The organism is Burkholderia sp. AW33-5 (genome assembly GCF_053427615.1).
This window is the reverse complement of record NZ_JBSAXA010000010.1, coordinates 21,412-35,447: the sequence shown is the minus strand read 5'-3', so window position 1 is coordinate 35,447 and position 14,036 is coordinate 21,412. Positions and strand designations below refer to the sequence as shown.

Genomic DNA, 14,036 nt, shown 5'->3' with positions numbered 1-14,036 from the left:
CGCTTACGTCGTGGCGGGCGCAGGCCGGCCGCCGTCGGCCTGCATCGGCGCGATCGTGCCGTCCGGCACCCCGCCCGGCGGGCACGACCGCCGCGCCACTGCCGCGCCGGCGGTTCGCGCTTGCCAGCCCCATTTCCGCTCCGTAAACTCGCGCCAGATTCCAGACCGGCGCACCGTCCGCAGCCGGCGTTCGACAGGAGCCCTTTCCCCCATGTCCGATTCCTACTTCCCGCGCTGGCGGGTGCAACCGACCGGCGCCGCCTCGCGCGTGGTCGGCCCCGACGAACGCCTCGCGTGGCCGCAGATGGTCGCGATGGGCGTGCAGCACGTCGTCGCGATGTTCGGCTCGACCGTGCTCGCGCCGCTGCTGATGGGCTTCGACCCGAACCTGTGCATCTTCATGTCGGGCGTCGGCACGCTGCTGTTCTTCGTGCTGGTCGGCGGCCGCGTGCCGAGCTACCTCGGTTCGAGCTTCGCGTTCATCGGCCTCGTGATCGCGGTGACGGGCTACGGCGGCAGCGGCCCGAACCCGAACATCCCCGTCGCGCTCGGCGGGATCGTCGCGTGCGGCGTCGTGTACGTCGCGCTCGGCGCGCTGGTGCAGGCGATCGGCACGCGCTGGATCGAGACGCTGATGCCGCCCGTCGTCACCGGTGCGGTGGTCGCGGTGATCGGGCTGAACCTGGCGCCGATCGCGGTCAAGGGCGTGTCGGCATCGACCTTCGACTCGGCGATGGCGCTCGTCACGGTGCTGTGCGTCGGCGGCGTCGCGGTGTTCGCGCGCGGGATGATGCAGCGCCTGCTGATCCTCGTCGGGCTGGTGATCGCGTACGTGATCTATGCGATCGCGACCAACGGGATGGGCCTCGGCAAGCCGGTCGATTTCTCGATCGTCGCGCATGCCGCGTGGTTCGGGGTGCCGAGCTTCCGTGCGCCGGTCTTCGATCCGCACGCGATGCTGATGCTCGCGCCGATCGCGGTGATCCTGGTCGCGGAGAACCTCGGCCACATCAAGGCGGTGAGCGCGATGACGGGCACCAACCTCGACCGCTACGTCGGTCGCGCGTTCATCGGCGACGGGCTCGCGACGATCGTGTCGGGCAGCGTCGGCGGCACGGGCGTGACCACCTACGCGGAGAACATCGGCGTGATGGCCGTCACGCGCATTTATTCGACGCTGGTGTTCGCGATCGCCGCGCTGATCGCGATCGGGCTGGGCTTCTCGCCGAAGTTCGGCGCGGTGATCCAGACGATTCCGGGCCCGGTCCTCGGCGGCGTGTCGATCGTCGTGTTCGGGCTGATCGCGGTGACGGGCGCGCGGATCTGGGTCGTCAACAAGGTCGACTTCTCGGACAACCGCAACCTGATCGTCGCGGCCGTCACGCTGGTGCTCGGCGCCGGGGACTTCTCGCTGAAGTTCGGCGGCTTCGGGCTCGGCGGGATCGGCACGGCGACGTTCGGCGCGATCATCCTGTACGCGATCCTGCGCAAGGAAAAGGAACCGGGCCCGGTGGTGTGAGCCGCGGCGGGATCGGCGCCGCGGGCGCCGGCGTGCCGCGCATCACGGATTCGGCTGCACCGAGAACGTGAGCGGCCATGCAAAGGTCCCGTCCTTCGCCTTCGGCGCGAAAACGAACCGATAGGTCAGCGTAAACTTCGTGTTCAGCGCCGTATAGGGCACGGCGATCGTCCCGCCCGTGCTCGGCAGCACGACCTTGCCGCCGAAGCCGCTGATCTCGATCGAACTGAACTGCGACTGACTGGCGGCCGCCACCTGCACGCGCACCGTATACCCGGCCCGGTCGTTGGTCTGGATCGCGAGTGTCGTTCCGGACGGGTTGCTGGTGTTCGGCACGGCCAGATAGCCCATGCTCGTGTCCTTGTTCGCGATCACGAGCTTCGCCGGATTGGTCGCGTTGAGCCGCGCATACGCCTGGACCGTCGCGCCGACCTGCACCGACCGGCTGGCCTGCTTCGCGTCGCTATGGCCGGGCGCGGCGCCGAGCAGCGCGATCGATAGCGCGGCCATTGCCGCAACCAGCGCGCGTGTGCGACCGCCGGCCCGCTGCGGCGCGAGAGGCCGCGTGCAGGTCCGTGCGCGTCGGGCGCACTGCGATGCGGCGGCGCTCGCTGTCTCGGTTCGATTCATGTCAGCCCCCGTTGTCCGAGTCCGTGATGGCGATCGATGGCGGCATGCGCAACGCATGCGCCGCCAGCACGCCTAGTAAGTGAACAGGATCGTGATGTTGTGGTCCGCATAACTGCCCGGCACGACGTTCTGGCCGCCGCGGATCAGCCCGTACACGGTAGCGTTGAAGGCGCCGGCGCCCGTGATCTTGCCCCACGAAATCGCCGACGTGCCGCTCGTACCGTCGCCCCAGATCGACGTGTGCGCGCTGTCGAGATACAGGTTGTAGCCGAGCGTCTGCGTGGCGCCGGTCCGCGTCATCAGGCGGTTCGCGAAGGTACCGCCACCCGCGCTCGCGGTGATCGTCGGTGTGGCGCTGCCGCTGCCGGTGCAGTTGACGGAGATCGTGACGGCGGAAGTGGCGGCGTTGATCGTGTCGTACGTGCCGAATGCCATCGACGACGGCGCATTCATCGTGCAGGTCGTCGCCGCGCGCGCGGGCAGTGCGAGCAGCAGGACGGCACCGGCCGCGAGCGCCGCGGCCGCCGCGTGAGAGCGTGCGAGTCGGACCAGCCGCGCGGCATGCTTGCGATGTCTCATGGTGTGACTCCCTTGCAAAGATGGGTGCCCAGGTCCGGCAGCGGGTCGTCGCCGGCGGGAAAGCGCACGGTCACATCGCACTGCCGGTCGCGCCACGCCGCGTGCAGGTGGTTCTGCTCCGACAGTCCGGTCACGTAGACGACCCCGTCGCGGCCGACGGGAAATGCGTCCTTCTGCCCGTCGATCGTGACGGTCGCGCCGGCGGGCAGGTGCGTGCCGTTTTCGAGATCGAGCGTCAGCACCGCGCCGCGCGAGCGCGTGATCGGGAACACCAGCGCCATGCCGCTGCGGAAGTAGGGCACCGCGTCGAGCTTCAGCGTGCCGATCGTCGCGTCGAACGGCAGGTCGGCCTGCTCGATCGAGATCGGGTTGCTTTCATACGCGCGCAGGCGCGGCAGCAGCGCGACGCCGCCGGCGTCGGTGCGCGCGACGAGCTGGTTGTCGGCGAGGATGCCGACGTTGGCGAAGCCCGGCACCTTGACCAGCGCGAAGCTGTCCGTGATCTGTCGCGACAGGCGCATGGTGCCGTCGACGAACGCAATGCCGCCCGCCGCGTTGGCGCGCACGCCGGCGCGGCCGCGATACGAAGCTGCCTCGACGCTGTAGGTGCCGGTGCGCGTCTGCAGCGTCGCGCTCGCATCCTGCGTGTCGTTGCCGGCCTGCAGCGAATAGCCGAATCCTTCGCCGGCCGGCAGGCTGCGCTGCAGTTGCGCGAGCATTTCGGTGCCACCCTGCTGGCGTGTCAGCGTGACGGATGCGCTCGTCCGGTTGTCGACCGGGATCGTCCATGCGATGCCGACGATCGTCGCGCCCGAGCCGCTCAGCGGCTTGCTGACGCTGATGTTCGCGAAGCCGAAGCGCCCCAGCTGCGCGCTGTAGCTGAGCGACAGCAACTGGGTCTTGTAGCCGTCGCGATTGTCGAGGAACACGTGTGCGAGTCCGAGCGAGCCGAAGCGGCCCATCCCGACGCCGACGTTGACGCTCGTCAGCAGCTTGGGCGCAAGCGTGCCCGGCTCAAGCCCGATCTGCGCGAAATGCGGGCTCGCCCATTGCGCGTGTGCGCCGATCTCGACGAGACCGGCCTGGCTCTCGGCGCCGATCGTCGCCAGCGCGCCCGGGCCGCCGGCGCTGCGGCTCGCCGCCGCGGACACGTTGACGACGCCGAGCGGCCCGGCCAGTACCACGCCACCGACGCCGAGGTTCTGCCGGGTCCCTTCGGCTTCCGCGTGGATCTCGCCCGTGAACCGGTCGGTCACGCCGATCCGGTGCGTTGCACTGGCGAACCAGCGCCCATAGTCGTTGCTCGCCAGGCCGAAATCCCGCCGTTCCTTGCCGATCTCGTACGAGTAATCCTGCATGCCCTGCTTGAGCAGGTTCGCGCTCGCATAAAACGATTGGGTGATCACCTGCTCCCGGCCCATGACGTCGCGCACCACCACGCGCACGTCGCCCTGGCCGGTCACCACAGGCACGTTGTTGATCGCGAACGGCCCAGGCGCGACCTCGCGCGTCGACGTCAGCGCGTTGTTGACGTAGACGTCGACTGTCGAAGGCAGCACGGCCTGGCCGCTCACCCCTTGCAGCGGAATCGTGACGAGTCCGGGCTGCGTCGCGAAATTGGTCGCGTACTGGATGCCGCCGAAGCGGATCGCCCGATCCCACATGCCGGGACGGCTGATCGCGTCGCCGACGCGCAGGCTTGCGAGGTGGCCGGGCCGATCGGTCGTCCAAGTGGTTTCGAGGCGGGTGAGGCGCCGCGTGGGGCCCGATTCGTCCGCGAGGAACGTGCCGACGCCGACGCCGAAGCGGTTGAATAGCCCGAGCTCGAACAGCCCGGAGCCGTGCGTCTGCCCCGCGGCCTGCTCGGCGAGCAGATCGTAGTTGAAGAAGCCGCCGATGCTCGGCTGGATCGCGGGCGCGCGCTGCGTGACGGTCTCGTCGAAGGTCGCACCGACGAACGCCTGCGCGGGGACGCTGATCGCCATCGTCAGGCTCCGCTCGTCGACGGAATACGTGAGCCCGGCGATCGCCTTCAGCGGATAGAACGGCGCGTCGCTGCCGGCCAGCGGCGCGGCGTCCGGCTGCCTGAGCCGCCAGCGCTTCAGGTCGTCGGCCGATACGTAGAAGTCGCCGTCGGCCGCCTTGATCAGCAATGCGGTTGCGTCGAGCCCCTGGCGGTTGATGTCGACCTGATACAGGAGCTCGGCCGGGCCGCTCGCCGTGCCATGCGACGCGTGCGCGGCAGGTGCCGCGACAAGTCGCTCTTCCGCGAGTGTGGTCTGCGCGCTCATGAGAATCGCGATCAGTAGCGCCGCGTCAACGCGCGTTCGGCGCGACCGTCGAATCGATATCGCCCGCATCGGAGTAGCCGACCAGGTGCATTCCGGAAGCAGCGGCCGGCACGGTCCCGCCGCCGGGCTTGAACATCAGTTCGCGGGACTGGCCCGGCAAGACGTACGCGAATTCCGCATGCGTGGCGACGGGGCGATCGCTGCCCGGCGCGAGTAGCGCGAGGTTCGCCACCTGCGCATGCGCGGTGCCGTCGTTTGTCACGCGCAGCGCGAGCATGCCCGTGCCCGCGGGGCGCGGCGCCGCGCTCCAGCGCAGCCGCGGAGCGGTGTCGGCGGCCGGCTTGACGAAGATCGGCAGGCTCATTTCCAGTGCGATCTGCACGCCGGCGAAGCCAGGTTTCGGCGCGGGCGGAATTTCCTGCAGATAGAGCCGGTAGCTGGTTTCCCGGTCCGCGCCCGGCGCACGCCGCAGGCCGATGCGCACGACCTGCGAACTGCCGGGAGCGATCGTGAAAATGGGCGGCGCGGCGATCAGGTCGCCGGTTGACGCATAGACGTCGTCGCCCGCGTTCTGCGACCACGCCGCAGTGCGCAGCTGGACGACGACGGGCTGGTCGGGCGACTCGTTCTTCACCGTGAGCGCGACGCTGCGCTGCGCGGCGGAGAGTTCGACGCGAACGGGAGACACGGTGAAGTCGGTGGCTTGACTGTCGGCCCATGCGGCGGCGAGCGTCACGGCCGCGATCCAGGTCGCGAGTTTGCATGCGTTCGGTTTCATCACAGATCCACCTCCAGGGGATTCGCTTCGGCGCGCTTGGCGTGTTCCGCTCGGGAGGGGCGCGCGCATCCGCGATGCGGCGCACCCTCCGTGCGCGCTAAAACGTCACGGTGACCGTCACCGTATCGGCGTAGCTGCCGGGCACTGCGTTGGGCTGGTCGGGCACCTTGCCGTAGACGGTCTTGGTGATCGCCTGGGCCATCGCCATTCCCTGGCCGGTACCGTTGACGGTGTCAGTCGGCGGCGTGTTGCCCCAGACGACCGTGCGGCCCGAATCCTGGTACAGCGAGTAGTTGAGCTGATTCGAGCCGCTCGTCATGATGCGGTTGCCCACCGTGGCGCCGGACGCCATGCCCGCATTCAGGCCGATGTTGAAGTTCGTGCCATTCGTGCAGCGGACCGTGATCGCCGATTGCGCGGACTGATCGCCCGTGCCCGGCGTATAGGCGGGGAAGGTCAACGCGCCGGCCGAGTCGATCAGGCAGGTTGCATTGACGGTGGCGGACACGCCGAACGTCGTACTGGTCTGTCCGGCCGATACCGCGACGGCCACGCAAGCGAGCGATGCGGCAAGTGCCGCTTTGGTCAGTAAGGATTGCTTCATGATGCATTTCTCCCTTGAGAACTGAAATGTGCGGCCGGTGCGACGAGCGGGTCGTTCGGGACGGATTCTCGATCGTCCGGATGCGCGATAGGTCTTCTCGGTGCGTCGGAATCGGATCTCTGGCTGGGGCGGGCACCTCCTTTGAGTCGTGATGCGGAGTCGGACCGGTGCGGCGCCCAGGTATCCCGGCGCCGCTGCGGCGCATTCGACGTCAGTAGCGGCTGTTGCCGCCCGCGTGCGTGTCGGCACGCGAGCGAGCACGGGCGGACATGCCCACGCGAGCGGCACGGCTCGCCGTGGCGCGCATGCGCTCGGCAGTGGATTCCGGGGGGGCGTCTACCTGATCGAGGCGCCGCGACGTCGGATGACGGTGTGGACCGTGTTCGCGCATCGGACAGGGACGGCGCGAAGTCGCGCCGCCCGCATCGGCGAATGCGTAACAGGAGTAGTAGTGAATGACAGTAGCCGTGCGACGGCCGATATCAGTCTGGACATGATTTCCCCGACCCGCTTGATGATTGTTTGTCGTCTGCACTGGGCCGTTCGCCCGTGCAGTGTCGTTGTGTGCACGGCTGCATCAGCAAGCAGCGGGCCAGCACGCAGACTTCCGCGCAAACAGGGGCTCGGCGAACCCGGCGTGCGGCCGGTGCGACCTGGCGGATGCGGAAGTGTTTCAGCCGTGAAACGCGCGGCGGCAAGCCGGTCGCACGCGCGCCAGGGCTGGCGTGCGGTGGCTGGAATGACAGGGTAAACGCAGGGGCCGCGCGACGGCGATTCTGCAGGGGAATCGTGCGCGTTGCGGGCGGATCGGTTTCACTCCTGCAACGAGCGCGGAGACGGAGGAGGGATCGTGGCTGTTACAGTCAGGTATCGGTGCCCAACGCGTCATGCGTTCACATTCGACTGCGCCTGCAGCCACGCGCAGAACTGCGCGACGAGCGCATCGCCGGCCGGCGCGCCCGGCGCGATCCACCAGTAGCTGCGCGTCGCGATGCGCGGCCCGGGCAGCGGCATCACGAGGCGGCCGCTCGCGAGCTCGTCGTCGATCAGCGGCAGCGGGCCGAGCGCGACGCCCAGCCCGTCGACGGCCGCCTGCAGCGCCAGGTAGAAGTGATCGAACGACTGGCGCTTGCGCCCCTTCATCGTCACGCCGGCCGCCGCGAACCAGTCGCGCCAGCCTTCCGGCCGCGTATCCGAATGCAGCAGCACGTGTCGCGCGAGATCGTCCGCTCGGGCGATCGGCGCGCGCTTGAGCAGCGCGGGGCTGCAAACCGGAATCACGCTTTCGTCGAGGAAGTGGCCGCTCGTGCAGTTCGGCCAAGGGCCGGGGCCGCGGCGGATCGCGACGTCGAAACCGTCGAGCATGTCGAGCGGCGCATTCGACGTGGACAGCTTCAGCTCGACGTTCGGCACGTCGCGCTGGAACCGCGACAGGCGCGGCAGCAGCCATTTCATCGCGAAGGTCGGCAGCGCATTGATGCGCAGCACGCGCGCGGCACCGGTGTTGCGCAGCTGCTCGGTGGCGAGCGCGATGCTGTCGAACGCGGCACGGACGGTATCCAGATAGCGGCGGCCTTCGTCGGTGAGCTTCACGCGCTTGCCGTAGCGGTGGAACACCGGCTTGCCGAGCCACGCCTCGAACCCGGCGATCTGCCGGCTGATGGCACCGTGAGTCACATGCAGCTCGTCGCCGGCGGCGCTGAAGCTTTCGTGTCGTGCCGCTGCTTCAAAGGCCCGAAGCGCGGAAAAGGGCGGGAGGTCGCGTGCCATGCTTGTGATTCTAGATCACAAGGGCGCGTCGATAAAATCGTTTTGCCGGGGTGCGGAACGGCGGTAATCTCGGGACACCGTTTGATGAGGACCCCCATGCAATCCGTTTCTCCGCCGCCTGCCGCGTCGCCGCGCCGGATCGGCCTCGCCGAGTTGTTCACCGGCTTCCTGTCGCTCGGCCTGATGTCGTTCGGCGGCGCGCTGCCGTTCGCGCGGCGCACGATCGTCGACGAGCGCAAATGGCTCACCGCCGACGAATTCACCGATCTGCTCGGGCTGTGCCAGTTCCTGCCGGGCGGCAACGTGATCAACCTGTCGGTCGCCGTCGGCATGCGCTTTCGCGGCATCGCGGGCGCGTTCGCCGGCATTCTCGGGCTGATCGCGGGCCCGACGCTCGTGGTCATCGCGCTCGGCGTGCTGTATGCGAAGACGCAGGGCGATCCGCGCGTGCAGCACCTGTTCGGCGGGCTCGCCGCCGCGGCCGCGGGCCTGCTCGTCGCGATGGCCGTGAAGGTCGTGAAACCGCTGCTGCACGCGCCGCGCACCGCGGCCGGCATCGCGGCGCTCGCGTTCGTCGCGATCGCGGTGCTGCGCATTCCGCTCCTGACCACGATGCTGGTGCTGACGCCCCTGAGCATCTGGCTCGCGTCGCGGCGGCGCGATACGCCGGCACCGCAGCACGCCGCTGCGCGCGACGGAGGCCGGTCATGAACGACACGCTGATCGCGATCGCGACGATCTTCAGCCAGCTTTCGCTGCTCGCATTCGGCGGCGGCAACACGATCCTGCCGGAGATGCAGCGGCAGGTCGTCGACGTGCACCACTGGATGAGCGCGCACGAATTCACCGCGCTGTTCGCGCTCGCGCAGGCCGCGCCGGGGCCGAACATGATGATCGTGTCGCTGGTCGGCTGGCACGTGGCCGGCTGGGCCGGCCTGCTGGTCGCGTCGATCGCGAAGTTCGGGCCGTCGTCGCTCGTCACGGTGCTGGCGCTGCACGCGTGGGAGCGCTTTCGCGACCGGCCGTGGCGCCGCTACGTGCAGCAGGGGCTGATGCCGGTCACGGCCGGGCTCGTCGCGGCCAGCGCGGTGTTGATCTCCGAAGCGTCGAACCGCACCGCGATCCAGTGGGGCATCACCGCCGCATGCGCGGTGCTCGCGTGGCGCACGCGCATCCATCCGCTATGGCTGCTCGCGGCCGGCGCGCTGATCGGGCTCACCGGCATCGGCCAGTGAGCGAAGGACAAGCTGTCTCCCGTCCCGCATACTGGCGCGAATATTCACGGGAGGATCGATGGATCTCGACGGCGCCAGCCGCAATCTCACTGTCGCCGCGTTGCTCACGCTGTCCGGCGGCTACCTCGACGCGTACACGTACGTCGGTCACGGCCACGTGTTCGCGAACACGATGACCGGCAACGTCGCGCTGCTCGGTATCAATCTGTCGGCCGGCGAATGGGCGGCCGCGCTGCATCACGTGCCGCCGCTCGGCGGCTTCGTGGTCGCGGTATTCGTCGCGCACCTGCTCGGTCTCGCCGCGCGGCGCGGCTGGATGCGCCACACCGCGTTCGCGAGCCTGATCGTCGAGATCGCGTTTCTCGGCATTGCCGCGAGCGGGCTCGTCGGCGCGTCGAGCGCGTGGCTGATTCCCGGCATCTCGTTCGTTGCGACGCTGCAGACGCTGTCGTTCACCCATCTCGAGGAACTGTCGTACACGTCGGTGATGACGACCGGCAACCTGCGGCGCGCCGCGCAGAAGCTGTTCGTCGGGCTGATTCCGCGCTACGACGCGGGCGCGCTGCACGACTCGGCGCTGCTGGCGACGATCAGCTTCTGCTTCCTGGCTGGCGCGGTGGTCGGCGGCTTCGCGACGCGGCTCGTGCCGGACGTCGCGCTGTGGGGCGCGGTGCTGCTGCTGGCGGGCGCGTTCGCGGAGATCGTGCGGCGGGCGCGGCGGGCGGGCGGCGGGAGCGATCGTGACGATGCGGCGGCCGGCAACGGCAGCAGCGGCGCCAACCCCGACGGCGGGACGTCGCAGCCTGCCTGACGTGTGCAGGGCCGCCACCATGCGGCCTGCCGATGCGCCGCGCGACCGAATCACCGGTGCATCGCGTCACCGGCCCGCGACACGACCCGAACGCCAGCCGGCTGCCCCGGCCGATCCTTACGGCATCCGCCCTCGTTTCGCCATCGCCGCACCCCGCGTCCGTTACGCGCGAGGCAAGCCTGGTGCGGGACCGTTGTTGTTCCAGGGCGACAATCGCGCTTTACCGCGCATTTCAATTTCTTTCAGGGCGCGCACTGGTCTTATGATTCAGCCCACATCGCGCGCGCCATGAACGTGCGCGATCGCCACCCGGCTGCGCACGCGGCCGGCCATGAATGGAGACACCTACAAATAGGAAAGCTCATGAAGCAGACCACCCGACTCGCAGCCATCGCAGGGGGCGCGGCACTGGCCTTCGCCAGCCAGTACGCAGCAGCACAAAGCTCGGTCACGCTCTGGGGCGTCGCCGACGTCAGCGTCCGCTATCTGACCAACGCAAACGCCAAGAACGACGGCCTGCTGTCGATGACCAACGGCGCGATCACCAACAGCCGCTTCGGCATCTACGGCACGGAAGACCTCGGCGGCGGCCTGAAGGCCCTGTTCAAGCTCGAAAGCGGCGTGAACCTGCAGAACGGCGCATTCGCCGACAGCGGCCGCCTGTTCAACCGCGCGGCATACGTCGGCCTGGACAGCCCGTACGGCACGGTGACCCTCGGCCGCCAGAAGACGCCGCTGTTCGACCTGCTGTCGGACACCTACGATCCGCTGACGGTCGGCAACTACTTCGAAAATGCATGGCTGCCGGTCGCACTCGGCGGCGGCCTGTATGCGGACAACCAGATCAAGTACACGGGCACGTTCGCGGGCCTGACCGCGAAGGCGATGTACTCGACGGGCACGAACTACGAATCGACCGGCGCGGGCGGCTTCTCGGGCCAGATCCCGGGCTCGCTCGGCAAGGGCAATGCATGGGGCGTGTCGCTGTCGTACGTGATGGGCCCGCTCAGCATCGCGGCCGGCGCGCAGCAGAACAGCGACAACTCCGCACGCAAGCAGACGATCTACCACGCGAACGTCGTGTACGCGTTCAGCAAGGCGAAGGTCTATGCGGGCTACCTGCGCTCGAAGGACGACACCGGTTTCGTCGACAGCCTGCTCGCGCAGCAGTCGATCCCGGTCGCGAAGGGCACGGGCCGGATCGACGACGGTCCGTTCGCCGGCGTGAGCTGGCAGGTCAGCACGCCGCTGACGCTGACCGGCGCGTTCTACTACGACCACATGCGCAACGCGATGACCACGAACGGCACGCTCGCGAGCGGCAACCGCTACGCGATCGTCGGCATCGCCGAATACGCGCTCAGCAAGCGCACGGAAGTCTACGGCACCATCGACTTCAACAAGACGAACGGCGCGGCGAACGTCGAGCTGCCGGGTCGCAGCAACCAGACCGGCATCGCGATCGGCCTGCGCAATATCTTCTGACGAAAATCGAAACGCACGCGCCGGCTCACGCTCGGCGCACATCGAAGAGGCTCCCGCGGGAGCCTCTTTTTTTTCGTCACGCGACCTTCATGCGCGCGGACGACCATTCAGCGATTGCTCCATCGGGCGCGGCCTGCCCGTAAGGATTCCGTCGGCATTCCAGAACATACTTTGACAGTGCGCGCGAAGCGATTCCGCTACGCTGCGTGCAGGGTCCGCCGTGTGCCGCGACGCACGCGCGGGCGTCGTTCCGGCGCGCGTTTCGCGTGCGGCCGGCCTGGTGCGTAACTTGTGTATCCGGTGATGACAAACACGGTCTGCCGGTTTTTTTCGTGGGACGATGCGCTCACGATTTTCTTGAAAGGGGATGACGATGGGTATCCTGAACACCGTGGGTGAAATCGCTGGCGCCGTGGCAGCCGTCGAGGCGGCCGAGAAGGTCGATCCGGATGCGGGCCTGCTGACCAAGGCGGCGGCGGCCGTCGCCGGCTTCAAGGGCGCCGAGGCGATCGAAGGCATGCTCGAGAAGAAGGAAGAGCAGCCGCAGCAGGCAGACGATACGCAGGCGACGGACGGCAGCGACACGTCGCAGGCCTGAGCATGGCGGCCGGTCCCGCCGCGGGCGCGCCGTTCGCGCGCCCGGACGGACCGGTGCCGCGCGGCCGGCAGGCCGGGCATGTGGTCGATCGGTGACGCATGGCACACCCGGCAGCTGGTTTGACCGGCGAGAGGCGACGTCTCTCGCCGTTTTTTATATGGCGCGCGTCGTCCTGCGCCGCCACGTTCCGCACGAATTCCCGAATCTTGTTATCGTGCCGTCATCCGAACTGCGATGAGGGCTTGCGATGGATTTCGACTACGACCTGTTCGTCATCGGGGCCGGCTCCGGCGGCGTGAGGCTCGCCCGGATGTCGGCGTCATACGGCGCGCGCGTCGGCATAGCCGAAGAAGAGCAGATCGGCGGCACCTGCGTGCTGCGCGGCTGCATTCCGAAGAAGCTGCTCGTCTACGCATCGCATTATCCGCACGAGCTCGAGGACGCGAAGGGCTTCGGCTGGACCTTCGGCGCCGGCACGCTCGACTGGCCCGCGCTGATCGCCGCGAAGGATCGCGAGATCAACCGGCTCAGCGACATCTACATCAACCTGCTGCGGCAATCCGGCGTCGCGATGCACGCGGGGCGCGCGACCCTCGTCGACGCGCATACGGTCGCGATCGGCGATCGCACGATCCGCGCGCGCCACATCGCGATCGCGACCGGCTCGCGCCCGTCGCTGCCGCCGCGGCCCGGGATCGAGCATGCGATCACGTCGCGCGAGGCGCTGTCGCTCGCGACGCTGCCCGCACGCATCGCGGTGGTCGGCGGCGGCTATATCGCGGTCGAGTTCGCGGGCATCTTCAACGGCGTCGGCAGCCAGGTCGATCTCTTCTATCGCGGCGAGAAGATCCTGCGCGGCTTCGACGACGACGTGCGTCAATTCCTGACCGACGAAATGACCAAGCAAGGCGTCGCGATCCATGCGCGCGCCGTGGTCGAATCGATCGCGCGCGCGGACGACGGCACGCTCTCCGTGCGTGTCGGCGACGCGCAGCACGGGCCGTACGACGCGGTGCTCTACGCGACCGGCCGCGTGCCGAACGTCGACGGGCTCGGGCTCGAACGGGCGGGCGTCATGCTCGACGCGCGCGGCGCGATCGCCGTCGATGCGTATTCGGCGACGTCGGTGCCGTCGATCCATGCGATCGGCGACGTCACGTCGCGGCCGCAGCTCACCCCGGTGGCGACCCGCGACGGCGGGCTGCTCGCGCGGACGCTGTTCGGCGGCGCGCGCGTCGCGGTCGATCACGATTACGTGCCGTCGGCCGTGTTCAGCCAGCCCGAGATCGCGACGGTCGGCCTGACCGAGGCCGATGCGCGTCGCCTGCACGACGAGATCGACATCTACCGCACGTCGTTCAAGGCGTTGCGCCACACGCTGTCCGGCCGCGACGAGCGCACGCTGATGAAGCTCGTGGTCGCGCGCGACAGCCAGCGCGTGATCGGCGCGCACATGGTCGGCCGCGACGCGGGCGAGATCATCCAGGGCATCGCGATCGCGATCCGCGCGGGCGCGACGAAGGCGCAGTTCGACGACACGATCGGCATTCACCCGACCGCGGCCGAGGAATTCGTGACGATGCGGCAGAAGGTGGCCGACTGACCGCAACCGGCGCGCCGGCTCGCGGGCCGGCGCGGGCGTCCCGCGTGCTTCGCCGGCGTGCGACGCGCCATGGAACCGCGACGATCCGTAAAGAACGTCAATTCTTCTCAAGAAATCCCGTCTCGATAATCAG

General features: G+C 68.7%; 13 protein-coding genes. 7 read left to right on the top strand and 6 right to left on the bottom strand.

All coding sequences use genetic code 11. From position 1 onward, the window contains the following. Positions 1 to 211: 211 nt before the first annotated feature. Entirely contained in the window at positions 212 to 1,519 is a 1,308-nt protein-coding gene (locus ACV22V_RS17545; RefSeq protein ID WP_448014849.1) for a solute carrier family 23 protein, read from the top strand. A 42-nt stretch (positions 1,520 to 1,561) separates the two neighbouring features. Here ACV22V_RS17545 and ACV22V_RS17540 read toward each other — a convergent pair whose 3' ends face one another. The 6 genes from ACV22V_RS17540 to ACV22V_RS17515 form a co-directional block, all read right to left on the bottom strand. Beyond that, positions 1,562 to 2,029: a hypothetical protein gene (locus ACV22V_RS17540; protein ID WP_448014847.1), complete on the bottom strand. Its 468-nt coding sequence runs from the start codon at positions 2,027 to 2,029 to the stop codon at positions 1,562 to 1,564. A 192-nt stretch (positions 2,030 to 2,221) separates the two neighbouring features. Then, positions 2,222 to 2,728, bottom strand: a complete 507-nt coding sequence (locus ACV22V_RS17535) for a Csu type fimbrial protein (RefSeq protein ID WP_448014845.1) — start codon at positions 2,726 to 2,728, stop codon at positions 2,222 to 2,224. Continuing rightward, positions 2,725 to 5,019 (bottom strand): fimbria/pilus outer membrane usher protein, encoded by a 2,295-nt coding sequence (locus ACV22V_RS17530; protein ID WP_448014843.1) that lies wholly within the window; start codon positions 5,017 to 5,019, stop codon positions 2,725 to 2,727. The genes ACV22V_RS17535 and ACV22V_RS17530 overlap by 4 nt, the downstream gene beginning before the upstream one ends. A 25-nt stretch (positions 5,020 to 5,044) precedes the next feature. After that, positions 5,045 to 5,797 carry a fimbrial biogenesis chaperone gene (locus tag ACV22V_RS17525; protein WP_448014841.1) on the bottom strand — a complete coding sequence of 251 codons (753 nt, stop codon included), beginning with the start codon at positions 5,795 to 5,797 and terminating at the stop codon, positions 5,045 to 5,047. 97 nt (positions 5,798 to 5,894) lie between these two features. Then, positions 5,895 to 6,401 carry a Csu type fimbrial protein gene (locus ACV22V_RS17520; protein WP_448014839.1) on the bottom strand — a complete coding sequence of 169 codons (507 nt, stop codon included), beginning with the start codon at positions 6,399 to 6,401 and terminating at the stop codon, positions 5,895 to 5,897. An 885-nt stretch (positions 6,402 to 7,286) separates the two neighbouring features. After that, positions 7,287 to 8,171, bottom strand: a complete 885-nt coding sequence (locus ACV22V_RS17515; protein ID WP_448014837.1) for a transcriptional regulator GcvA — start codon at positions 8,169 to 8,171, stop codon at positions 7,287 to 7,289. 96 nt (positions 8,172 to 8,267) lie between these two features. On the opposite strand from ACV22V_RS17515, the gene ACV22V_RS17510 reads away from it, so the two are divergent. The 6 genes from ACV22V_RS17510 to gor all read left to right on the top strand — a co-directional run bounded on the left by ACV22V_RS17510 (position 8,268) and on the right by gor (position 13,903). Then, the gene (locus ACV22V_RS17510; RefSeq protein ID WP_448014835.1) at positions 8,268 to 8,882 is read left to right on the top strand and encodes a chromate transporter; all 615 of its coding nucleotides are present in this window, start codon (positions 8,268 to 8,270) and stop codon (positions 8,880 to 8,882) included. Continuing rightward, complete coding sequence (locus tag ACV22V_RS17505) at positions 8,879 to 9,406, top strand: chromate transporter (protein WP_059535107.1); 528 nt, start codon at positions 8,879 to 8,881, stop codon at positions 9,404 to 9,406. Before ACV22V_RS17510 ends, ACV22V_RS17505 begins: the two co-directional genes overlap by 4 nt. Before the next feature lie 58 nt (positions 9,407 to 9,464). Then, a complete protein-coding gene (locus ACV22V_RS17500; protein WP_448014833.1) occupies positions 9,465 to 10,217 on the top strand; it encodes a YoaK family protein in 753 nt (250 codons plus the stop codon). A gap of 363 nt (positions 10,218 to 10,580) precedes the next feature. Then, positions 10,581 to 11,702, top strand: a complete 1,122-nt coding sequence (locus tag ACV22V_RS17495) for a porin (RefSeq protein ID WP_059535109.1) — start codon at positions 10,581 to 10,583, stop codon at positions 11,700 to 11,702. A 373-nt stretch (positions 11,703 to 12,075) separates the two neighbouring features. Next, complete coding sequence (locus ACV22V_RS17490) at positions 12,076 to 12,300, top strand: hypothetical protein (protein ID WP_014895816.1); 225 nt, start codon at positions 12,076 to 12,078, stop codon at positions 12,298 to 12,300. A 247-nt stretch (positions 12,301 to 12,547) separates the two neighbouring features. Continuing rightward, positions 12,548 to 13,903, top strand: a complete 1,356-nt coding sequence (gene gor / locus ACV22V_RS17485) for a glutathione-disulfide reductase (protein ID WP_059535112.1) — start codon at positions 12,548 to 12,550, stop codon at positions 13,901 to 13,903. Positions 13,904 to 14,036 lie beyond the last annotated feature (133 nt).

What these genes read in the sequence shown, in the direction of transcription:
- ACV22V_RS17520 (WP_448014839.1), bottom strand. Translation starts at nt 6,401, where the DNA reads ATGAAGCAATCCTTACTGACCAAAGCGGCACTTGCCGCATCGCTCGCT.
- ACV22V_RS17545 (WP_448014849.1), top strand. Translation starts at nt 212, where the DNA reads ATGTCCGATTCCTACTTCCCGCGCTGGCGGGTGCAACCGACCGGCGCC.
- ACV22V_RS17495 (WP_059535109.1), top strand. Translation starts at nt 10,581, where the DNA reads ATGAAGCAGACCACCCGACTCGCAGCCATCGCAGGGGGCGCGGCACTG.
- ACV22V_RS17490 (WP_014895816.1), top strand. Translation starts at nt 12,076, where the DNA reads ATGGGTATCCTGAACACCGTGGGTGAAATCGCTGGCGCCGTGGCAGCC.
- ACV22V_RS17530 (WP_448014843.1), bottom strand. Translation starts at nt 5,019, where the DNA reads ATGAGCGCGCAGACCACACTCGCGGAAGAGCGACTTGTCGCGGCACCT.
- ACV22V_RS17525 (WP_448014841.1), bottom strand. Translation starts at nt 5,797, where the DNA reads ATGAAACCGAACGCATGCAAACTCGCGACCTGGATCGCGGCCGTGACG.
- ACV22V_RS17535 (WP_448014845.1), bottom strand. Translation starts at nt 2,728, where the DNA reads ATGAGACATCGCAAGCATGCCGCGCGGCTGGTCCGACTCGCACGCTCT.
- ACV22V_RS17515 (WP_448014837.1), bottom strand. Translation starts at nt 8,171, where the DNA reads ATGGCACGCGACCTCCCGCCCTTTTCCGCGCTTCGGGCCTTTGAAGCA.
- ACV22V_RS17510 (WP_448014835.1), top strand. Translation starts at nt 8,268, where the DNA reads ATGCAATCCGTTTCTCCGCCGCCTGCCGCGTCGCCGCGCCGGATCGGC.
- ACV22V_RS17505 (WP_059535107.1), top strand. Translation starts at nt 8,879, where the DNA reads ATGAACGACACGCTGATCGCGATCGCGACGATCTTCAGCCAGCTTTCG.
- gor (WP_059535112.1), top strand. Translation starts at nt 12,548, where the DNA reads ATGGATTTCGACTACGACCTGTTCGTCATCGGGGCCGGCTCCGGCGGC.
- ACV22V_RS17500 (WP_448014833.1), top strand. Translation starts at nt 9,465, where the DNA reads ATGGATCTCGACGGCGCCAGCCGCAATCTCACTGTCGCCGCGTTGCTC.
- ACV22V_RS17540 (WP_448014847.1), bottom strand. Translation starts at nt 2,029, where the DNA reads ATGGCCGCGCTATCGATCGCGCTGCTCGGCGCCGCGCCCGGCCATAGC.